Annotated in this window: 16 protein-coding genes, 1 tRNA gene and 3 pseudogenes; 5 read left to right on the top strand and 15 right to left on the bottom strand. The window is 40.7% G+C overall.

The window, feature by feature from the left end:
* The 7 genes from ACM0OR_RS15625 to ACM0OR_RS15595 all read right to left on the bottom strand — a co-directional run bounded on the left by ACM0OR_RS15625 (position 1) and on the right by ACM0OR_RS15595 (position 8522).
* Positions 1-705, bottom strand: coding sequence for a M48 family metallopeptidase (locus ACM0OR_RS15625; RefSeq protein ID WP_414577237.1), 705 nt, complete (start codon positions 703-705; stop codon positions 1-3).
* A gap of 1 nt (position 706) precedes the next feature.
* A complete protein-coding gene (locus ACM0OR_RS15620; protein ID WP_414577235.1) occupies positions 707-3757 on the bottom strand; it encodes a type I restriction endonuclease subunit R in 3051 nt (1016 codons plus the stop codon).
* A gap of 39 nt (positions 3758-3796) precedes the next feature.
* A complete protein-coding gene (locus ACM0OR_RS15615; RefSeq protein ID WP_414577233.1) occupies positions 3797-4075 on the bottom strand; it encodes a type II toxin-antitoxin system Phd/YefM family antitoxin in 279 nt (92 codons plus the stop codon).
* A gap of 65 nt (positions 4076-4140) precedes the next feature.
* Complete coding sequence (locus tag ACM0OR_RS15610) at positions 4141-5358, bottom strand: restriction endonuclease subunit S (protein ID WP_414577232.1); 1218 nt, start codon at positions 5356-5358, stop codon at positions 4141-4143.
* A 5-nt stretch (positions 5359-5363) separates the two neighbouring features.
* On the bottom strand, positions 5364-7775 hold the full coding sequence (locus ACM0OR_RS15605) for a type I restriction-modification system subunit M (RefSeq protein ID WP_414577231.1): 2412 nt from the start codon (positions 7773-7775) through the stop codon (positions 5364-5366).
* A gap of 197 nt (positions 7776-7972) precedes the next feature.
* On the bottom strand, positions 7973-8140 hold the full coding sequence (locus ACM0OR_RS15600; RefSeq protein ID WP_414577229.1) for a ribbon-helix-helix domain-containing protein: 168 nt from the start codon (positions 8138-8140) through the stop codon (positions 7973-7975).
* Positions 8141-8357: 217 nt separating this feature from the next.
* A complete protein-coding gene (locus ACM0OR_RS15595) occupies positions 8358-8522 on the bottom strand; it encodes a hypothetical protein (RefSeq protein WP_414577227.1) in 165 nt (54 codons plus the stop codon).
* Between the two features lies 1 nt (position 8523).
* On the opposite strand from ACM0OR_RS15595, the gene cas12k reads away from it, so the two are divergent.
* Complete coding sequence (gene cas12k, locus ACM0OR_RS15590; protein WP_414577225.1) at positions 8524-10548, top strand: type V CRISPR-associated protein Cas12k; 2025 nt, start codon at positions 8524-8526, stop codon at positions 10546-10548.
* A 446-nt stretch (positions 10549-10994) separates the two neighbouring features.
* On the top strand, positions 10995-11141 hold the full coding sequence (locus ACM0OR_RS15585; RefSeq protein WP_414577223.1) for a hypothetical protein: 147 nt from the start codon (positions 10995-10997) through the stop codon (positions 11139-11141).
* Between the two features lie 570 nt (positions 11142-11711).
* Here the strand turns inward: ACM0OR_RS15585 and ACM0OR_RS15580 are convergent.
* The 3 genes from ACM0OR_RS15580 to ACM0OR_RS15570 form a co-directional block, all read right to left on the bottom strand.
* Positions 11712-11784, bottom strand: a tRNA-Ala gene (locus ACM0OR_RS15580).
* Between the two features lie 29 nt (positions 11785-11813).
* Positions 11814-12542: an HAD family hydrolase gene (locus tag ACM0OR_RS15575; RefSeq protein WP_414577221.1), complete on the bottom strand. Its 729-nt coding sequence runs from the start codon at positions 12540-12542 to the stop codon at positions 11814-11816.
* A gap of 4 nt (positions 12543-12546) precedes the next feature.
* Positions 12547-13443 carry a methyltransferase domain-containing protein gene (locus ACM0OR_RS15570; RefSeq protein WP_414577219.1) on the bottom strand — a complete coding sequence of 299 codons (897 nt, stop codon included), beginning with the start codon at positions 13441-13443 and terminating at the stop codon, positions 12547-12549.
* A 214-nt stretch (positions 13444-13657) separates the two neighbouring features.
* Between ACM0OR_RS15570 and ACM0OR_RS15565 the strand changes: the two are divergent.
* The 3 genes and pseudogenes from ACM0OR_RS15565 to ACM0OR_RS15555 form a co-directional block, all read left to right on the top strand.
* Positions 13658-14119, top strand: a pseudogene (locus ACM0OR_RS15565) (RtcB family protein); the annotation flags it as partial.
* A 235-nt stretch (positions 14120-14354) separates the two neighbouring features.
* Positions 14355-15164 carry a hypothetical protein gene (locus ACM0OR_RS15560; RefSeq protein WP_414577217.1) on the top strand — a complete coding sequence of 270 codons (810 nt, stop codon included), beginning with the start codon at positions 14355-14357 and terminating at the stop codon, positions 15162-15164.
* Positions 15164-15883 (top strand): annotated as a pseudogene (locus tag ACM0OR_RS15555) (RtcB family protein); the annotation flags it as partial. The gene ACM0OR_RS15560 and the pseudogene ACM0OR_RS15555, both read left to right, overlap by 1 nt.
* Positions 15884-16128: 245 nt before the next feature.
* On the opposite strand, the gene ACM0OR_RS15550 reads toward ACM0OR_RS15555, so the two are convergent.
* The 5 genes and pseudogenes from ACM0OR_RS15550 to ACM0OR_RS15530 all read right to left on the bottom strand — a co-directional run.
* Complete coding sequence (locus ACM0OR_RS15550) at positions 16129-18363, bottom strand: glycoside hydrolase (RefSeq protein ID WP_414577215.1); 2235 nt, start codon at positions 18361-18363, stop codon at positions 16129-16131.
* A gap of 182 nt (positions 18364-18545) precedes the next feature.
* Positions 18546-18776 carry a NifU family protein gene (locus tag ACM0OR_RS15545; RefSeq protein WP_190706057.1) on the bottom strand — a complete coding sequence of 77 codons (231 nt, stop codon included), beginning with the start codon at positions 18774-18776 and terminating at the stop codon, positions 18546-18548.
* 560 nt (positions 18777-19336) lie between these two features.
* Complete coding sequence (locus tag ACM0OR_RS15540) at positions 19337-20365, bottom strand: HNH endonuclease (protein WP_414577212.1); 1029 nt, start codon at positions 20363-20365, stop codon at positions 19337-19339.
* Between the two features lie 210 nt (positions 20366-20575).
* On the bottom strand, positions 20576-20740 hold the full coding sequence (locus ACM0OR_RS15535; RefSeq protein WP_190706050.1) for a ribbon-helix-helix protein, CopG family: 165 nt from the start codon (positions 20738-20740) through the stop codon (positions 20576-20578).
* A gap of 208 nt (positions 20741-20948) precedes the next feature.
* Positions 20949-21335: pseudogene (locus ACM0OR_RS15530) on the bottom strand (transposase); the annotation flags it as partial.
* Positions 21336-21522 lie beyond the last annotated feature (187 nt).

The raw sequence follows: 21522 nt of genomic DNA, 5'->3' as shown, positions 1-21522 counted from the left end.
TCAATAACTTCCCAACGGGGAACGGTTCAACTCATCCTTATAAAATTTCCAATTAGGTAAAAACTTATTCATCAAAGCCACGAAGCGATCGCCATGATTGCGTTCTAACAGATGCACCATTTCGTGAACTACAACGTATTCTAGGCAGTGCTTGTCTTTTTTGGCTAGTTCCAGGTTGAGCCAGATGCGTTTGGCTTGAATGTTGCAAGTACCCCATTTGGTTTTCATTAGTTTTATCCCCCAGTCCTCAACCTGAACACCCATGTTATTTTGCCACTTGGCGATTAATGAGGGAATATCTTGTTTTAACTGCTGTCGATACCAGGACATCATCACTTGTTGGCGTTGCGCTTCATCACTTCCTGGCTTGACATAAAGGTCGATATATGTGTTATTTCTAATTTCTACTTTGGGAGTTCCCTGGTAATAGATAACATTTAGTAAATAGCGTTTGCCTTGAAAATAATGGCTTTCACCAGACACAAATTCTCTTGGTGACTGGCGTTCTTGTGCTTCAAAGTTAGCTTGATGCTTTTTAATCCAAGATAGTTTGGAGATAGCGAATAGACGCACAGCTTCGTCATCAATGTTTAAGGGTGTGGCGATACGTACTCGACCATCGGGGGGGTAGACTGCCAAGTGTAAGTTTTTAATGTCTTTTCTGGCAACGTCTATGACAAGTTCACCGACAGTTATTTGGTGCATCCTAATACTCGCTTTGGCTCTTGACTATTTCAAAAATGCGCTCGCAATCTTCCGAAGAATCTAGATATTGCTTAATAGCATTTTTGACTTCGCGCTCTTTTATTGTCTTTCCCCGCCATCCATCTTTTTTGGTTTTGCGAATAGCGTCATCTATCGCTAGAGCTAAGGCTTCGTCTTGATTAAGGTTGTCGTATAAAGCCCTTTTAGCAGCAGAGTTCAATGATTGAGGATACTGCAATGAGTTGCTAGGTTGAGCAACTTGTTTACTTAACTCAACAATTTTCTGCAAATAGGCTTTATAGTCTTGGCTGGCTGCTTTCCGGGCTTGGATTAACTCATCCAGCAGTGTGGACATTTTATCAAAATATTTCGGGTTGGTTGGTTGTTGATCGATAATGACTTTGCGTAAGTTGTTTTCGATAGTTTCTGCTACAGCTTTTTGGTTTTGTTTGATGCCTTTGGGTAATGCGTCAACTGCATTTGCACCGCGTTCGACAATCAACTGAATAAGTGTCATGTCGTCGAAGGCGGAAATTATTTCGCTGTCTTCTGCACCAATGTAGGTATCAATCAAGTGACGCATGGCGGGTTCGTAGGCTTTCAAGTCGATGTAATCGCCACTGGCTAACTTTACCTCTGCGCGTACCTGTTCGTAATGCTTAACTTCTTGTTTAATAATTTCGGTTTCTGTCGTGCTGTATCCGGCTTCTGCCATGTCATTGGATAGATTAGCATAGGCTCGAACTAAAGCTGAAGTGTATTTGTAAAGGGCAATGCGCTGTTGTTGATTTTCTTTGATGATGTCTGGGTTTTCAGTATCGGCACCGCAGAAATAGCGAATATAGGCATGAGTATCACAAGGTCTTACCACAGGTTCGCATAGGGCTTTGATGCTTTCTCTCACATCTTCTAGGCGTTCTCTGCCTTTGGCGATTCTGTCACTCAATAATCCATCGATGTCGTCTGGTTCGTAGTCTTCAAATGCCTCAGAGGTATAATCGTTAATTGATTTTTCTAGGCTTTTAAATAGGTCTTTGTAGTCGATGATGTAGCCATATTCTTTATCTTCACCATCCAAGCGGTTAACGCGACAAATGGCTTGAAATAGTCCGTGGTCGCGCATGGTTTTGTCGATGTACAGATAAGTAGCAGAAGGTGCATCGAATCCTGTCAGCAACTTATCGACTACAATCAGCAGCTTCATTTGGGCTGGTTCTTCGACAAATTTCTTTTTAACGTCGTCTTCAAATACTTCTGGTGCTTTTCCGTTGAGCATTTTTTGATAAATTTCGTACTGGCGTAATTTTTCCGTCAGTTCTTCTTCTCCTGTACTTTCGCCTTTGATGTCTTTGGGGGAAGGTTTGTAGGAGGTGACAATGGCACATTTGGTAAAACCAGCATCTTGGAATAGATCGTAATATTTACAAGCTTGGTAAATGCTACCAGAGACGAGCATGGCGTTACCATGACCACTTTGCAAGCGGTCTTTAGTTTCAAAATCTAGCAGAATATCGCTGACAATTATTTCCAGTCGAGATTTTGAACTGAGAACTTTTTGCAGATTTCCCCAGCGTTTCTTGAGTTGGGTTTTGGCGTGTTCTGTTAAGCCTCTGGTTTTGGCTTCAAACCACTGGTCAATTTTGGTTTGTGAAGTGATATTTTGGTCAACATTGCGAGCTTCGTAGCGCAAATCAAGGACGACTTTATCGATTACAGCTGTTTTGAAAGTGTAAGTGTGAATGTAATCACCAAAAACGTTGATGCTATTTTGCTTGTCTTTTTTGAGTAGGGGTGTGCCAGTAAAGCCTATGAATACAGCATTTGGTAGGATTTCTTTCATCGCGTCGTGCAGCGTACCTGATTGGGTGCGATGACATTCATCCACAAATACATAAATATCACCTTTCGCGCTGAAATCGCTGGGCAAGCTGCGCTTAATTTCTTCGATGTAGCTGTTATAGTCTGTGTCGTCTGGTTTGTCTTTCTTGCCAAATTTGTGGATTAGGGAGCAGAGTAACCAGGGGGTAGTGTTGTTGAGTTTGTTAATCAGGTCTTTCCCGCTTGTGGTACGGTAAATCGCTTCGTTGACTCCCTTAAAGACACTCTCAATTTGCTTGTCTAGTTCATCTCGATCGGTAATTATCAAGACACGAGCATCGGTAATATTTTCCCGAATCCATTTAGTTAGCCAGACCATTGTCAAGCTTTTGCCACTGCCTTGAGTGTGCCAGATAATACCCCCTTCCCGGCGACCAAGGTAAGATTGGGCAGCATTAACCCCAAAATACTGATTGTGGCGGCAAACTTTTTTAATACCCCGATCAAAAACAATAAAGTCGTGAATTAACTCTAAAAAGCGTTCTTTGGTGCAGAGTTGCAGCAGGTGTTTATCTAAAGGGTTGGCGATGTCAGTGTTAGTATCTTCTTTCCAGGTGAGGAAGTATTTTTCTGGGGTTTCAATGGTGGCGTAGCGGAGTCCTTCGGTGTCGTTACCTGCCATGACAAACTGCATGGTGGTGAAGAAGGATTTAATAAATATGGATTTTTGGTTATCGAGGTTTTGGCGGATACCTTCAGAGACGGAAACGGTGCTGCGTTTCAGTTCGAGGACACCGATCGCAATACCATTAACATAAAGTACGATATCTGGGCGTTTGGTGTTTTCGCCTTTAACTGTGACTTCTTCAGCGATCGCAAAATCATTTTCTAGGGGTTCTTCCCAGTCAATCAGCCAAACGGTTTGGGTGTTCTCGCCAACTTCTTCTTTGACATTAACCCCATAGCGCAGAAGGCTATAAACTTGTTTGTTGATGTCATAAAGGCTTTTGGTTTGGTCGCCTGCGACTTTGTTGAGTTCATACAAGGCTTTGGTGATGAGGCTGTTGCTGTAGCCTTGTTTGTCGCGTAGGAAGGTGCTGAGGATATCGGTTTCGATGTTGCTGTTGTTCAGTCGGTCTTGCCAATTACCCAGATAGCGATAGTTTAATTGTTGCTGGAATATCTGCACGATGCGGTTTTGGGTTTGGCGTTCTGGTTGTCCGACTTGGTTCATCAAATTTCCCCCATTGTCTGAATCACGGATTGATACGGATTACAAGATGGCACAGATTCTAACTCCGTGTAATCCTTTAATCTGTCTAATCCGTGATTCAGACGTTTGAGGGATAACTGGAGCAATCACGTCTCCCAATATTTCGCCGCTACCCTTCATTGCGCCAAATGCTGGGCGTTGGGGTTGAGGGGTGGCGGGATAGATAATGACTAAGGGTTCCCCGTCATGGGTGACGGTTACGGGTGTTTTAGTGCGTTGTATTTCTGCAAATATTTGTTGCAGGGTTTCAGGTAGTTCGCTGGTAGCAATGTGTTCCATAGTAAGGTTTAGCTTTTGTTCTTGCTTCTATTCTAGAGATTGGCGGTTGAAAACTCTAACGTTGATCAAGAACGGCTAATTAGTCTCGTTTTTCCGGTGAGAAGTTCTTGCATCATGCCCTGTTTGATAGCTTTGTATTTATCGCGCTTTTGTTCTAAGGCTGCGATTTCTGTATCCATGTCGCTGAGGATTTGCGCGATCGCTTTTTGTTCTTCAAGTGTTCCAGGGAGTGTTAATGGACAACTTAAAACATCCTCCTTTCTTAAATTTGTTTGCTTAACACCATCATCAAAAGTTAAATAATAAGGATTTCTGTCTAATAAATAAAAAAGAAACCGTGAACTAACATTCAATGACTTTAGCGAACAAATTCGCTGATTGAGTGTATATTTATCGTTATCATCGATATAAAAGCATTTGGCAATTGCCCTTCCATTAGGCACATCACTCATTACCATAACAATTTGCCCAATAGAAACAGAACAATAACATAAATCAGAATATTTTTTTACTTCTCCTTCAGTTGATATAAATTTTGAATTTATTACTATAAATTTTCCATTCTCTACAATACTATTTTCATGAGCTTTACCATTTGAAAACTCTACAATCTCTCTCAATTGCCTCACCTCCCATTCGCCACTAAAACCCGGCAGGCGTTTTTTGCCCGTGAGGAGTTCCTGCATCGTGCCTTGCTTGGTGTTGCGCTTTTTGGTGATGATGCGATCACACTCTGTAATCAGGGCATCGACATCGCTGAGGGATTGGGCGATCGCTTTTTGTTCGTTAAGAGGGGGGATAGGAACAAAGATAGATTTTATTATGTTCCCGTTTAGATTTTCTTGATTTCCAGTATTGCTGAGTTTTCTTATTTCCTCATAATTATGAGCTAAATAAAAAAATATATAATTATCAAAAACATCTTTATTGAGAGTGATTGCTGCACAAGCCTGATTTATAGTTGCGTCAATTCCTAATATAGCCACCTTCCCTCTTGTCTTTCCCTGCCCATACATTGCCATAAGCAAAGTGTTTTTGGCATACAATTTTGCGGCAGATTTTTGCAAACCGAGTTTTGTTATAAATTCATTTGAGTAAATTATGGTATTGAAGTCAATTTGAGATGTGGTTATCCAAGGAATATTTCCATTCCAATAAGATGGATTACTTCTATTTGGAGTTCCGCCTGAACTAACTCTTGCAATTTCTCCTATTGGCTTGAAATCCCAATCTTTCGGAATCATTCCCATCTCAGTTTGTTTATAGCCTTCTGGTATGTTCATCTGCATCACCACACCATCCCCATTTTCTGAAGATGTCCCTCAACCTTACTCGTCAACTCATCAACCTTACTTGTCAACTGGGGCAAAGGCGTATCATACCGTTCCGCCAACTCCTTAATTCGCTGCGTCAACCGTTGTGAAATCCGATCCATCTCTGAAGCGATCGCCTGTCTTAACGTCTGCATCCACTTATCATCAACTACCAGAGTTTTAATTTCATCCTCTGTTAATTCCTGATATTTTTTTAACACCTGATTATGTAAAGATTGGATAGCCTCTCTAATTTCTTTATTAAGTTCCGCTTCTGACTCAATCAATTTCAAATAAGACTTTAGAACTTTCAACTCATCCGCATCCGCAAAAAGAGGATTTTTCTGAATTTCCTTAATGCGAAGATTGATGTTCGCTTTAGTGATTTTCCCACTATCGTTAGTGACTTCCTCCAGCAAAGCATCCTCACCGCCATGTTCTTCTTGCAGTTCCTCTTGCTGGCGAACAATTTCATCTTTTTTCGTTTCCAAAGTTGCGATCACCGCCTGTTCTGCTTGAAAATAGCGGTTAATCATCAACTCCTTGGGAATCAGTTCGCAGACATAATCTGTTACTACACCTTTCTTATTTGTCACTGCTTTCAGTTCTGCCTTCCAGCCATCCTCAACCAAAATATAAACATCGTCCTTCATACTTTCCACCCAATAGGTCATCAGGTGTTGGTAAACATCGTATTTATCAATCAGACTTTTACCTGTAAACCCTTGCAGCAAGTCTTCCGAGAGCGCGTAAATAATCGCCTTGGGCTTATCTCCCGGTTGGATGGCTTTGAGCAAAGGCGTGTGTTTTTCTTGCCACGTCTCAAAAACCGCTTGAATGTCTTTCCCATAGCTGATAAATTCAGGATGAGCAAAAATACAAGCTTTTACTTCTGATCCTGGAATTTTTAGCATCAGGTATCCTGGGCGATCGGCCGCCTCAAATAACTCCTGTTGCAGCGTCGGGTAAACCTGCCAGTAATCGCTCAAAGCCTCAATATCTCGCTTGGGTATCCCCCCCAACAGATGCGCCTCAATATCCTGAATATCTTCCTCTTCCTGACTGTCGATATAGCGCGGGATATTCAGATTGTACTCATGCCCCTCAATTTCCTGAACTGGAACCATCCGCGAATATTTCGCCACTTCAAGCTGTTTGTTGAAGACATCAACAATTTTATGAATGTCCTGCTCCCGCAGACGGTTTTTATTGCCGTCTTTAACAAACCCCTTGCTGGCATCAATCATAAAAATGCCTTGGCGATTCTCGGCATTTTCCTTGTCTAACACAATAATGCAGGCAGGAATCCCCGTCCCATAAAACAGGTTCGGAGGTAGCCCAATAATCCCCTTGATAATGCCCTTGCAAATGAGATTTTTCCGAATATCCGCCTCCGCATTCCCACGAAACAGCACCCCATGCGGCAGAATAATCGCCCCTTTGCCATTACTTTTTAGAGAGCGAACCATGTGCAGCAAAAAAGCATAGTCCCCATTTTTAGCCGGAGGGATACCATAGCCATCAAACCGTTGAAACTCATCCTTAGCTGGATTAAGTCCATTACTCCAAGCCTTAGAGGAAAAGGGAGGATTAGCCACAGCAAAATCAAAAGTTTTCAGGCTACCATCCGCATCTTTGAAATAAGGACTTGATAAAGTATTATCCTGCCAAATCTCAGCAGTAGGGTGTCCGTGCAGGATCATGTTCATCCGAGCCAAGGCGCGGGTAGCGTTATCCATCTCTTGCCCGTAGATAGTTAAGCCCCGTTCCGCTTCATCCGCCGACTTTAACAACAGAGAACCACTACCACAAGTCGGATCGTAAATCGTCTGACTCTGGCTTTCGGCTGAATTAACCTCAATCACTTGAGAGATGACACGGGAGACTTCCGCCGGAGTATAAAATTGTCCCTTGCTTTTACCCGATTGCGTTGCAAAGTTCCGCATCAGGTACTCATAGGCATCGCCTAAAATATCATCGCCATCGGCACGGTTCTTACTAAAATTCAAAGCAGGGGTTTCAAAAATCGCCACCAAGTTGGAAAGCCTATCCTGCATTTCCTTACCCTTGCCCAACTTGTCAGCATCATTGAAATCAGCTACATCAATAACACCCTTTAAATCATTGGCTTCGGCTAACTTGGTAATAATTTTGTTGATACCATCCCCGATATCTTTCTGTCCCTTCAGGGCAACAATATCCTGAAAGCCTCCACCTTCAGGCACTTCAATCAACGCATCTGCGACACCAGCATATTTATCAGATACATATTTAACAAACAATAAAACCAGTACATAATCCTTATACTGCGAGGCATCCATGCCACCTCGCAGTTCATCACAGCTTTTCCATAACGAACTATAAAGTTCACTTTTCTTAATTGCCATTTCGTGTAGCCTTAAACAGACTTCCCCTGATTAACTGCGCCAGATACTCTCAAGCCCGTCTGACACTTTGCCTTGAAGTTTTTACATCGTGCAAAGAACCAATAACATACCACGCACAAGGACTTTGTTCATGTAGTGGCTAAGGATATATCGTATACCAGGAATTTACAAATTGTCCTATCTGCTACAGCTACATATTATTGCGGCGGATTCTGCTTCTTTTCCCTTTCTTCAACTGCCTTACTGACAATTCGCACCACAAGATTACTGATGGGACGGTCTTCTTCCTGCGCCCATCTCACCAAAGCATCGTGGATATCTTTGGGGAAATATATCGAAGTTTGCACGCGATCGCTCTGGCTCATTAATTTTCAAAACATTTATCGCCAGTTCATCATAACCCCACTACCTTGTTACAAGGCTAAATAATGTTTAACAATGTTTTACAAGGTTTGCAAATGTTCCATGATAAGCTTAAAACATTGTTGAACATTAAATAAAGGTTCAGAAATGTTACATTCGGCTATATCTTGAAAGTCTAAGCTATGCGCCACTTAAGTAATATTTGCTACTTAGCTTGTATTAATTTTGAGCAGCTTTCTTCTCTGCAAAGTTGTCAGCAGATTTTGCCGATAGTGCCACAACGCCGAAATTTTTAGATGGCGATCGTTGTCTGGTGAAGGTAAATAGGTAATTGGTTTTAATCACACAAATAGAAAAGGGTGTATTTGCTGGAGATATTGTCACTATGAGCCGCGATCTTAAAAAGGGTTTCAAGAGTCCAAGCCTAAGAACTATACGATGTCATCTACATACCAACGAAGATGTACTTCGTAAAGTATGGGAAGAAATGACTCAAAAAAATACTCCTTTAATTGTTGAATTGCTGAAGAGTGTGAGCGAACAACCAGAATTTGAAGCTAATAAAGAAAACGGAAAAATAACGAAGAAAGAAATCACAGAGTTACGTAAATCTCTGACTCAAGATTCAGGTCGCCTTTACTCATCGGTAGACAACTTGGTGCAAGAAGTTTATTCAGCATGGCTGACTTTATACCAAAAAAGAAAAAAGCAGAAAGAAGGCAAAGAGTATTTTCTCAACAATATACTCAAAAGTGACATCGAGCTTGTAGAAGAGAGTAATTGTGATTTACAAATGCTACGGGCTAAAGCACAGGAAATCATTTCTAATCCACAAGATATTCTCAGGCAAATTACTATTGATAACTCCAATGATAAACCTACTAAATCTATTCAAAAACGGGTTAGGAAAAACAGTAATACTTCAAGTATTGATACAGCAAAAAATAATATTTTAACTTCTCAAGAAAAAACTACAGAAAAAAATATCTCAAAAAGCGTAATAGAGATTTTATATGAAATTCACAAAACAACACAGGATACAATAATACGCTGTGCTGTTGCTTACCTGATAAAGAACCATAATAAAATCAGTGATACAGAGGAAGATTTAAACAAATTAAAAGAGCGTCGTGCCGAGAAAGAAATAGAAATTAAACGCTTGGAGAAGCAGATTCAAGATAGCCGATTACCTAATGGTAGAGATATCACTGGAGCAAAATATCGTGAGGTATTTGATAAGTTAATAAATCAAGTGCCTGAAAATAATGAAGAGTTTGCAAATTGGATAGCTGACGCATCGAGGAAAATATCAAATTTGCCATATCCAATAGATTATTTATACAGCGATTTAACTTGGTATAAAGACCAACAAGGAAAGATTTTTGTTTACTTTAATGGTTGGTCTAAGTATCACTTTCAAATTTGTTGTAATAAACGCCAGCGTCATTTTTTTGAAAGATTCCTAGAAGACCATAAGGCTTGGAAAGAGAGCGAGAAAGGAGAAGTAAAACTCTCAGGGAGCCTAGTGACACTACGCTGTGTACAGTTGTTATGGCAACAAGGTGAAGGCAAGGGTGAACCTTGGAAAGTTAACAAATTATCTTTACATTGTACATATGATACTCGTTTATGGACAGCAGAAGGTACTGAAGAGGCGAGAAAAGAAAAGATAGATAAAACACAAAAACAAGTTGGACAAGCAGAAGAGACTGAAAATCTAGATGAACAGCAACAAAAACAATTGAAGAAAAATAAATCTTCATTGTCTCGACTGAATAATTCTTTCAATCGTCCTATTAAGCCAATTTATCAAGGTCTATCTAACATAATTGTTGGCGTTAGTTTTCATCCAGTTGAATTAGCAACAGTTGCTGTAGTTGATACAAGCACCCAAAAAGTCATAGCCTATAAGACAATCAAAGAGTTACTAGATGATTCTTTTCACCTATTAAGTCGTAGACGACGACAACAAGTACATTTCAGTAAAGAGAGGAAAAAAGCTCAGAAAAAAGATTCGCCTTGTAATCTAGGGGAATCAAAACTAGGGGAATATGTGGATAAATTACTAGCAAAGAGAATAGTGGAAGTCGCTAAGGAATATCAGGCTGGTTGCATTGTACTACCCAAATTAAAAGATATGAGGGAAATTCGCACCAGTGTAATTCAAGCAAAAGCTGAAACCAAGTTTCCAGGTGATGTCAATGCACAAAAATTATATGTCAAGGAATATAATCGCCAAGTACATAATTGGAGTTACAACAGACTTCAAGAATCCATAAAGTCAAAAGCTGCCGAATTGAAAATTAGTATTGAATTTGGTATTCAGCTATCTTATGACACTCTGCAAGCACAAGCGAGGGATTTAGCATTGTCTGCCTATCAATGCAGAATTCATACTATTGGTAGATAAAATTTCAACCTAAATATTGTACGATTTTTGATATTAAATCGGTGCCATCATATATGCTCTTTTGAGCCTTAACTGTGTGATGCAACAGTATCAGCCCCTGTGTGTAGATACTGTGGAATGGGTTAGTTTAACGCTTGGATAAGCGTATTCTTTCTGGCCCTGGTGGCTGCCAACTCTACCTGTGCGATCATCTAAGTGTTTGTTAGCAGTAATTGCTTGGGTAAGTAAATGCTGCTTTTAGATGAGAAAGGACTCGCACCGAGACGCATGGGAAGTATAAGGTGTTAGGGTTTCAAACAGCCCAGAACCTTAGCTCTTGACATCAAACTCTTTTAGCTTGGTGTTGGGTGCCAGAGCGGCCTGTATGATCTAAATCTTCGATTTTGATTTTACAGTGACTTTCTACCTCTTACTTTATAACAAAGTAAGGATACGGGTATACCGTCATGGTGGCTACCGAACTACCACCCCCTAATTTTTATTTTTGGCAAGTCAAAGCGGGGTCAAAATCCCCAGGGATCTGCCAAATTGCTCAAACTCTTGTCTTGACGGCATTCTATCAACTTCAGAACGAATCCAAGTTTATTTATTAGCGATAGAAAATTAGTTTTTAAGTAGACTTGTCAAAATCGCCTCTGGAAAGCAGTAAGGATAAGCGTTTGACAAGTCAGGGTTTCAATAACCCTCACAGCAGGTGCTGGGTTGAAAAATTAAATTTTACCTCTTCATATCGTATAATTATTTATTAGGGTGGTTTAAAAGGAGTGCTGCGATCGCACAGGTAAGGCAGCCAGTGTAGAGTAACTAAACCTCTGCTTGATTGGAAACAGCAAAGCTAAGGGGTAGTTATATGTTCTTAATTAGACTGCACACTAATTGCTTTAAAGCTAGATTTATTAGCAAGATAAAGTTGTCGGCTAGTATAGAAGCACTTACGAATTTGGGTTTGTTGTAATATCTTCAATTAGAGTCTGTAGTATACATCTAAATTTTTAAGTCTCATTTTGGACAATAATTCTTTAAAACTGGTTTCAACTCTGGACAATAATTCTTTAAAACTGGTTCTGAGTGCTGAAAGTCCCGAAAATACGTCACTTATGTCCCCTCAGTACATCAAAATGGACAAAAATTCTTTAAAACTGACAATAATAATTTAATGTACATGGAGAATAGGAGACTCGAACCCCTGACCTCTGCGGTGCGATCGCAGCACTCTACCAACTGAGCTAATTCCCCTAACAGTATTGTTAATACATTACCCTATTTTAACATTCAGTTATGCTGGTCTGGGGCTGTTTACCAGAAAATACTTGTTGTATTCGTTCTAGTTCTAATTCACTCAGGTAATCTACCGTCCAGTTACAGCAACGCTGGAGCATATGGAAGGGATAGGTATTAGCTACACCCACTACTTGCATCTGCGCGTGTTTTGCAGCTTGGATACCTGGGGGGGTATCTTCAATCGCCAAACATTCTGGGAGTTGCAGATTTAATTCAGGATATTCTTGATTGAGGCGTTTGACTGCTAATAAATACCCATCTGGCTGAGGTTTACTGGTGGTGATGTCATCACCGGCGACAACAACTGTAAAATATTCTGCTAGTTTGGCTCGTTCTAATACCAGTTCAATTTCCTGATGTAGCGCACCACTGACTACAGCTAGCTTGAGATGTTGGGAACGCACCTGATATATCAAGTCTTCTACACCTGGATATATAGGGAGTTTTTCTAGTTTCTCTAGTTCCAACACATAGGCTTCGGCTTTGCGGTGAAGTAGCTGGGTTAAGTATTCTTCACTAGCGACTCTACCACGATTGGCGAGTAATTCTTGAAAACAAGCGCGATCGCTCCGTCCTAATGAAGCTTGACGCTCTTGGACTTTCTGGGGTTGGAGATTTTCCTGAACGAGAATTTCATCTATCAGTTGTAGGTGGATGCGCTCATCGTTAATGATTACGCCATTGAAATCAAACAGAATTGCCTTTAAACTCATGCCGTTATATGCCAAAAGCTGGAGACTCTAGACCCTCCAAATCATTATTATCTATTGCTGGTCTATATTGTCTCACTTTTCCTTGAGTAGTTGCATCTGTTAATGGAATTGGTTTTACACCGCTAGTTACTTGATGTATCCACCAAACTTCTTCGGTTCGCACCGCCTCAAACCCCACCGCACCCATCCGCGCATCTACACTATCCGCCGCATACTCACGAATGTAAGGCTCTTCAAACACATTATTGAGCCAATCTAATTGACGCAGGGTTTTCTGATTCCCATCGAGAATTAATACTTGTCCACCGGCTACCAACAACCGGAAACATTCTTGGAGGATGGTTTGGGATACTACAACTGGTGTTTCATGAAATAGCAAAGTACCTGTCACTAAATCAAAGGAAGCATCTGGAAAGCTAGTTTTCTCAGCGTTTCCATGTCGCCAAATCATATCTAAACCCGCATCTTTGGCTTTATCTTCAGCTCTCACCAGCATATAGGGTGATAAGTCCAAACCGATGACTTCAGCTTCAGGGAAAGCTTGTTTTAACATCAAAGTTGTCGAACCTGTACCACAGCCTAAGTCAAGTATGCGACGGAGTTTGACTTGGACTGCATCAATTAAAGCTTGACGCACCCAGGTTTCATTGGGTGGTAGTACATATTCGGTAATGGGATCGTAGGTGACAGCTGCGCTAGGATTAAGATATCCCCCCTCAATGCCGTGAAAGTTTTGGCTTATGTAGTATGTAGGAATTGTCACATCAGCACGCCGGAAGCGATCGCTTTCTTTCTCCCAGTCGATACTTTTAGCATACCGATGCAATTTCTCTTCATCAATCAGAAAACGGACTACAGGCGATAAAAAGCTTTCCCAAATAGTATTTTGACGTGTCGCCATAGGTTTGAGTGAGGCTTGGTCATGGACTTTACAAATTGTAGTATATCTGGCAAAAGTCTGCTTTTTTTTGGCAGACTTAACTAGCCAGAAAGCAGGTTGACATTCAAATTCATTTATACTACATTTGTAACATATGGATAAAATTCACTCATCCAAAAAATGACAATTATTCTTTCCTATTTCACATTCCCCATTCTCTATTCCCTTTAAAAAAATGCCCTACGAAAAGTTAGAAATTAATACAAAATCACCCGTTTTATCTTGGGCAAATCACCCCTTGGGGTCTGAAGAAACCAAGATGGCTAAAAATGTGGCATCCCTACCTTTTGTATTTAAACACGTAGCATTAATGCCAGATGTTCACTTAGGAAAAGGTGCTTTAGTTGGTTCTGTAATTGCTACAGAAGAAGCCATTATTCCTGCTGCTGTGGGCGTGGATATTGGTTGCGGTATGAGTGCTATTAAAACATCATTTACTGGTGAACAATTAGAAGGCAAACTCAAGAAAATTCGCCTTGATATTGAAGCAGCAATTCCCACAGGTTTTAACGAAAATAAAGATGTCGAAAAATCTGTTACTAATTGGCAACGTTGGCGAGATTTTCAAGACTTGCATCGTGGTGTGCAAGACTTACAAAGCAAAGCGATGAAACAAATGGGTTCTCTTGGCGGGGGTAAAAGATTGCCCCTTACTGTAGTAATACAGTAATCAAAACTCGTCCAAATCGGTGAAGGCTGAGATTGCTAATACCGAGGGAAGCGGTAAAACGCCCTGTAGAGAGCAGAGGGACTTGGGCATCCTAAATAATTTAGGATGAAGGTGTGCTCCGAACTATACCGAAGAGGAAGGTATAGAATCAAGCAGAAATGACTTGATCGATTGCGATTTTAAGATATGATATTGTAGTTTCATGCAATCTACTAATATCACTCTCGAAAACCCCTATTATGCCTACTTGTTTGGCTTCATTCAAACTGATGGTCATCTATATAATAACACTCGCGATCGCGGATGCTTAAGTATAGAGATTAACAAGCAAGATGAACACATACTTTGGGCTTTCCAAAATCTCATACCATTTAACTCCTCAATTACTGAACGTGTACGCACAACTAACTTTAGTAGCGATAACAAAACAGTTATTTGGAGAGTTTATGATAAGCGATTTCGAGATTATCTTGAATTATGGGGTTTACCGAATGGGAGTAAATCACAGTTAATAAAACTTCCTAGTTGTCGGTTTTCTAAAGTTGATTACTTTCGAGGACTGATAGATGGAGATGGTTCTTTAGGACTTACTTCAAAAGGCTTTCCTTTTTTATCTCTGGTTACATCTAGCTCATATATTGCTATTGGATACATAGAATTTATTAACCAGATGACAGGACAAGTAAAGACATCTACTAGAAATACTAGAGATAGGGTTTATAACATAGTGGTTTACAAGGAAGATGCTCAGACATTAGTAAGGCAGTTGTACTATAATAATTGCCTAGCTTTATCTAGAAAAATAATCAAGGCTAGAGAAGTGCTAAGTTGGAGTCGTCCGGCTGATATGACAAGAGTGAAACATAGAAAGTTATGGACACTCGAAGAAGATCAGTTTATAACTAACCATTCGATTGAGTGTTCTATGAAAGTGCTTAGTAGAAGTCGAAATAGTGTAGAAATGAGACTATGGAGACTGAATAAATTAAGCAAGCAATCAGTAACAAATTGAATCACTTCATTGAAGTTTGCCTAGATACAGAGAACCAAGTTTGGCTGATGTTACATTCCGGTTCACGCAACATTGGTAATAAACTTGCCCAGTGTCATATTAGTACAGCTAAGGAATTAGCGAAGATGGCAGGTAATCATTTACCTGATCCAGATTTAGCCTATTTTATAGCTGGCACACCAGAATTTAAAGCTTACTGGAATGATTTACAATGGGCGCAAAATTATGCACGAGTAAATCGTGATGTGATGATGACACGTTTCCAGCGCATTATGGAAAAGCATCTAGCAGGAGGAAAGGCAATTAAACCTTTATTGCAGGTAAATTGTCATCATAACTACGCTGAGAAAGAAATACATTTTGGCGAGGATGTCTATGTAACTCGCAAAGGTGCAGTCCGCGCAGATAAAGAAGATTATGGCATTATTCCTGGTTCAATGGGAGCAAAATCTTTCATTGTCAAAGGTAAAGGTAACGCACATAGTTTTTGTTCTTGCTCTCATGGTGCTGGTCGTTTAATGTCGAGGAATAAAGCTAAAAATGTCTACACTCTTGATGATTTAATTGAGCAAACTAAAGGCGTAGAATGTCGCAAAGATACTGAAGTTTTAGATGAAATTCCTGGTGCTTATAAACCTATTGAGCAAGTCATGGAAAATCAATCAGATTTAGTGGAAGTTGTAGCCACACTCAAGCAAGTTGTTTGTGTAAAAGGTTAATTCCAATGTTTGTAGTGAGGGCTAAAGCCCTCATTCTTACCAAAGATTATTTATACAGTAAACATTAAATTGTAGGGTGTGTTAAAACAGAGCGTAACGCATGAAAGAGAGGTGTGTTACGGCTAATTTAGCCTATCTCAAGTCCTCAAGTTCTTGCATAGCCGTAACACAACGGCAATAAAGCCGGAGGAAAATCCACACCGCTTTTTGCCTCCCCTACTTAATATTTACTTTAAAATCACCTTTTAGGGTACTTCAATCGTAATCAAAGCATTTTCTGGTAAGTATTTTTTGTAACATCCTTCATCCGCCAGCACTAAAACCAAGCGTAAAGGATAATCTGGCGGTACTTGTAAATCCGCCCAAGGTACTGCCAATTCTAAACAGTTTTCAAAAGCAACTTGAGCGCGACTGCTGCGGGAATGCCATTGATAATTATCTCCAGCTTCTCGAAATTGCACTGATTGGGTGAGTAAATTAATTGCTAAATGGTGGTGATAAAGGTAATTCAGGGGGGCTGTATCCGGCACATCTGCCAAAGGAATGGGGCTGTTGTGCATGGTTCTATCGGGATAGAACCACAGCAAATTTAACTCTGCTGGTAAGTCTTTGCCTGGTGCAACACCACTTTTAAAGTCCAACCGTAAATAGAAATTGAGGTGATCAACTCCATACCAAAGACGCTGAATGGTGCTACTGACGTGCATTGTTCCCCGCGCACCGCCAATTTCTATGCGTCCGGCTTTGTCCCAGTCTTGTTCATCACCTTTACCGTCAATCACAGGATGAATAAAACTTTCAGGCGAATGGTCTGTCCTGGCTTCGTGAACCTCAACGGCGTGTCTGAGATATGGGGGTATCGGTTCATTTAATGCTTTGTAGATACCGCACAGATGTTCACGAAATAATTGGTCAAAAATGGCATCTTGATTAGAAGAATGTCCTTCACCAAACCACCAAAACCAGTCAGAACCTTCGGCAGCATATAAAGCTTCCCACGCTTCAGGGTTGTTTTCTTCTGTCGCTTCGGGATGGCTGGCTAGCATCGCTCTAGCTTCGGTGAGGTATTCCCAAGCGCGGTTTTTAGCAGGATCACCAATCCATGTAGTAAAGCTGCCATCGACCCAAGAACCGCTATGTAGCTGCTCTCCGGGGATGGTGGCTGTAGCGGGGAATTGTTCGAGGAATTCGGAGACGGTAACAAGTTTGATGTTGGGTTCGTTGCTTAATCGTTGATATAAAGCTTCTAAGAAGGGTTTGCCATCTTGGGGATAAAACTCCCAACAATTTTCTCCATCCAAAGCAATGGTAACTAACCAAGGTTGTTCGCTGGGACGTTCTCTTTGCATTTTCGCGATCGCTTCTAGATGTCCCACAAGATCAGCTGCGGCTTGTTTTGCTGGCATTGACCCATAGGTAAAACCAATTAAATCTGATAATCTGTGGTCACGAAAGACAATGGCTAAATCGCCGGCTGGGGTTGTCAGGCGATAGGGCTTATACATCAATTCGGGTTCTAGGACATTTCCCGCGCCATCCCGATGGAAAAAGTGTCTTAATGTCCACCCCAGAACCGCTTCATCGGAACAAATCCAGTTAAATCCCTGTTTAATAATATACGGCAGGATTTCTGGGCTGACTGACTGTTCTGAAGGCCATAAACCCCTGGGTTCTTGTCCAAATCTTTCTTTATATAATTCCCAAGCTTTACGCAAGTGGCGAGGAATATCTTCAGCCCACTGAAAGCGAGACTCTGGTAGTGCCATATGTGGCACTGCAACCCGTCCAGAGTTGGTATCAGCTAGCAAGGGCAAAATTGGGTGAGTATAGGGTGTAGTGGTAACTTCCAATTGCCCTGATGCTTGCATCTTACGATGTTGGGGGATGATGCGACTGAGGATATCGCGCTGTTTGGAGTAAATGCGCTGGCGATCGCTTAATCTAAAATTACGCCCTTGCTCTAACCAAGCGGCAATTTCTGGGTCATCCCAAAACAGGGGATCTATCCATGCCAAATTATGCCATGCCAGCAAATCACCATACTCAGCCAAGCCCCAATTAGCTAAACACCAAGATTGTCCTTGTTCTTGCCTTTGATAATACAACTCGGCATAGCGGGGATGGGGATCAATTAAGGTGTGGTGATTAGCATCAAAAAAGTGTTGAATGATAAATTCTTTTTGCTGCTGAGTCAGTTGTTCCGTGGGTGTCAAACTGGCTTTCAGGTAAGGGTCAAAAGCAGTCCCAGCAATATAATCTTCTAGTTGCAAGATTAAAGATGGCACTAAATTCACTGTTTGGTGTAATTTAGGGTATTTTTCGAGAATTAACACCAAATCCAAATAATCTTTTGTGCCGTGTAACCGTACCCAAGGCAGACGATATTGTTGACTTGAAGATGTTGAAATGCCGTTGCCAGGAGATTTGTACAACGGCTGATGTTGATGCCAAACAAAGGCTACATAGAGTGGATGAGACATATTATCTAATTAGGGATTGGGTATTGGATATTGGGCATTGGATATTGGGCGTTGGAAAGAGACAAGATAGACAAGGTTGCGGGGGGAGACAGGGTAGAATCGCTTCCTTGTTCTCCTTGTCCTCCTTGTCTTCCTTGTCCCCAATCCCTAGTCCCCAGTCCCTAGTCCCTCATCCCTAGTGCCTAAATGATTTGCTCAACTTCAGCAATTTCGGGAATCATTTCCCGCAGACGACGTTCAATACCCATTCTTAGGGTCATGGTGGAACTAGGACAAGAACCACAAGCACCTTGCAGCCGCAGCTTGACAATAGGCCCATCAAGCTCTACAAGTTCCACGTTGCCACCATCGGAGATCAGATAAGGACGCATTTCATCCAAGACTGTTTCAACGTTTTCAACTGTTAATTCCATCGTGTGATACCTAGTAAGTTAACAATGGTGATAAGGAATTAATGTGTAGTAGTGCTAAAGTCTACTACAAACCCATGCTCCAAAATGTTATTTTTTGGCTTTATTAAATCGATCCTAGATCCAATTGTCACTAGATTGCCTTTTATCCAGAGTTTAGCAAATAGTCAGGCCTAACCAAAGGAGCAAGGGAGCAGAGGAGAAAAATTTTGGCTTTCCCTGCATGGGGTTTTCAGGGGAAAAACATTTATTTCAAGATACGAAGCAGGTTCGCTTAGGGTCTCCAAGAGAGATAAGCCTTACTTGAGGTGGGAATATTGTAGTGATTCCCCATTTTTGAAGAGTTTGCAGAAGCTACCCCAACCTCGCGGTCGGGGCTACTTTTGCTACACCCCTTGCACTAAATAAATATTACCAGTATCTGCAACATTATGGTTGCCAATTTGGCAAAAACTCCTTTTTAGGCAAGTGAGTAATGATATTTTGCCGCGCGAGGGTTGTTTTCAGGAAAGTAGTATACTTAACTCTTTTCCAAATTGCCATTTTTGCTACTGATTTGTTACTCAAGCAGGCGTAGAATCACTGAATAGATTTCTGTAGGCATCAGCAGTTTCCGTTTCCATCCCAAAACCTCCTGCTTGGACATGACGGAGTAGCGATTGAATGATTGGCATCGCAATACTCATACCGAATAAGGCATTGAAACCTGCAACAACCACTGGTGCTGACAACACAACCGTAAATTCTGGGAATAAAGCTAACACAGCCACTAATAGCAGAAAAACAATAGGTGTAGCAATGCCAGCTGTCTTTACAGCTTCTAAAACTAAATTTTTATATTCTTCAACAGTAATATCGCCTCGATAAAGATCCAAGGAGTATGAAATTGCTGTTACCGTAACTTGAGTGAGAATAGCAGTTCCTGTGGCAGTGATTCCCAATCTAGCAATTGTGCCGGAGTTGCTAATAATAGAATCTACTGCATTGTAAACCCGAATATAAAACTGTTCCCCAACCGTCATAACTTCGGCACCGCGACGAAGATTATCAATACCTACTTCCCATACAATGTTGTCAGCACCATTTGACCCACCTTGGGAGCGTGGGATGATATGACTACCATGTTTGTCACTAAGAAATTCACGAATAGTTCGTTCGTTAGCCCCCAGCTTTGATGTGCCGGGGATTTTCTCAAAAAGTTTAATTACGTCTGCATCAGAGCGGGGGAAATCGTCTACTCTCAGACCAGCACGATACCTTAATCTATTCGCAATCTTTGGCATCTCTAATGCTAATTCCGTAGCCGTCCTGGGCAAGTTTTGCAAAGCATCAGCTATGGCTAGACTCGTAGTAGACACACTAATAGCAGTTCCTTCAAATCCTTTACTCACATTTTGTACAGATTGAAACCCTTGCTGTGCTGTTGCAGGCAAATCAGTAATTGCATTAATACTTAAAGTGGTAATCTCTACAGTAGTATTTTTGATTCCATCAAGTACCTCTTCTATTCCCTTTACTGTATTAATTGTGGCTTCTGTAGCTTTATCTCTAAGAGTATCTGCTAAATTTTGTGCTTGGTTGATGAAATCCATATTTTAGTAACCTGTCGTTTTTACTACTGAGTATTTAGCCCAGCTTCTCACTTTAAAACGAAGTTGATTAACCCTAAATCTGCGGTAGGAAATATCAGAGCAATCTCAATCTGCAAAATTGGGTGGAATACAACAGTCCGGGTAAGAGCGATGGCATCACCGCAAAAGCGTAGCTGATGGGCTACGCTTTTGTGGTTATGATCTCGCTATTCAATCAATTTGCATTTGTGTTTGTTCAGTTGTCAAAGAGCGAATCAACTCTCGAATAACATCTGTTGATGGTCGTCCTGTCGTTGAGCAATATTTTTCCAATTTTTCTACTTCACCTGATGTGAGATTGATTGTCAATCGTTTAACAGCCCATTTCTTATTCATGAAGTAGCAACCTATACTTTTAAATACTTCTCTAATATCAATCATCTAAGCTGTTATAACTATGATAAATCTAATGATATTCATTTCAAGAAGTTATTAAGAAAATGCTACTAATTTTAAACCTATAATGAAGAGTCTCAATAGATGTTAAATTATGAGCTTAGATAAACAAGCCAAGTGTCATCGTCCTTAACGGGTGACAAGATGGCTAAACAGCTTGTTTCATAAGGGATAGAGCCTGAAAGCCGCGTTGAAAAAAGAGGCGTTTATGAGGCTTGAGTGCGATTAAGTTCAGAGCTAAATCAGCCCATAATTCCTTGGCATATATCCATAGTTGTCCGTAGAGAGCAAAGCTAAAATTACTCTGACGTGGGTACTTATCCTGATGTTGTTGAATACGTCCGGCATAAGTTTCTATACTTAATTGTTTCATCCGTTGACCGTGCATAGTGGCTAAACTATAAGCAATCACAATCAATAAAACTAAAGCTAAAAAACGAGTCTCATTTACTTTAGTATCTTCTAGATTATAACCACCAGTTTTACAATCCTTGAAGAATTGTTCAATTCCCCATCGGCATCTATAGAGACATAAAGTTTGTTGAATATTTGGCAGATTCATTAAACATATTGCAGTCAATCTTTTAGGTAAAGAGAAGCGTGTCAAACGGGGAATAAAAAATAAACAGTTTCTCGCTGGGTTGGATAACAATTATTTATCAAGAGTGGTTCTTCCGGTAGTTTTATGGTGATTATTAAAATCAACTGAATTATAAGGACTA

Source organism: Anabaena sp. CCY 9402-a, assembly GCF_963920945.1.
Taxonomy (GTDB): Bacteria; Cyanobacteriota; Cyanobacteriia; order Cyanobacteriales; family Nostocaceae; genus Trichormus; species Trichormus minutissimus.
Note: the sequence above shows the minus strand (reverse complement) of the source record. Positions and strands in the feature narration are given on the sequence as shown.

Coding starts and splice junctions, on each gene's coding strand:
- ACM0OR_RS15550 (WP_414577215.1), bottom strand. CDS start 18,363: ATGTCTCATCCACTCTATGTAGCCTTTGTTTGGCATCAACATCAGCCG.
- ACM0OR_RS15600 (WP_414577229.1), bottom strand. CDS start 8,140: ATGAGCCAGAGCGATCGCGTGCAAACTTCGATATATTTCCCCAAAGAT.
- ACM0OR_RS15560 (WP_414577217.1), top strand. CDS start 14,355: ATGCAATCTACTAATATCACTCTCGAAAACCCCTATTATGCCTACTTG.
- cas12k (WP_414577225.1), top strand. CDS start 8,524: ATGAGCCGCGATCTTAAAAAGGGTTTCAAGAGTCCAAGCCTAAGAACT.
- ACM0OR_RS15540 (WP_414577212.1), bottom strand. CDS start 20,365: ATGGATTTCATCAACCAAGCACAAAATTTAGCAGATACTCTTAGAGAT.
- ACM0OR_RS15585 (WP_414577223.1), top strand. CDS start 10,995: ATGGTGGCTACCGAACTACCACCCCCTAATTTTTATTTTTGGCAAGTC.
- ACM0OR_RS15605 (WP_414577231.1), bottom strand. CDS start 7,775: ATGGCAATTAAGAAAAGTGAACTTTATAGTTCGTTATGGAAAAGCTGT.
- ACM0OR_RS15570 (WP_414577219.1), bottom strand. CDS start 13,443: ATGGCGACACGTCAAAATACTATTTGGGAAAGCTTTTTATCGCCTGTA.
- ACM0OR_RS15575 (WP_414577221.1), bottom strand. CDS start 12,542: ATGAGTTTAAAGGCAATTCTGTTTGATTTCAATGGCGTAATCATTAAC.
- ACM0OR_RS15625 (WP_414577237.1), bottom strand. CDS start 705: ATGCACCAAATAACTGTCGGTGAACTTGTCATAGACGTTGCCAGAAAA.
- ACM0OR_RS15535 (WP_190706050.1), bottom strand. CDS start 20,740: ATGAATAAGAAATGGGCTGTTAAACGATTGACAATCAATCTCACATCA.
- ACM0OR_RS15620 (WP_414577235.1), bottom strand. CDS start 3,757: ATGAACCAAGTCGGACAACCAGAACGCCAAACCCAAAACCGCATCGTG.
- ACM0OR_RS15615 (WP_414577233.1), bottom strand. CDS start 4,075: ATGGAACACATTGCTACCAGCGAACTACCTGAAACCCTGCAACAAATA.
- ACM0OR_RS15610 (WP_414577232.1), bottom strand. CDS start 5,358: ATGAACATACCAGAAGGCTATAAACAAACTGAGATGGGAATGATTCCG.
- ACM0OR_RS15545 (WP_190706057.1), bottom strand. CDS start 18,776: ATGGAATTAACAGTTGAAAACGTTGAAACAGTCTTGGATGAAATGCGT.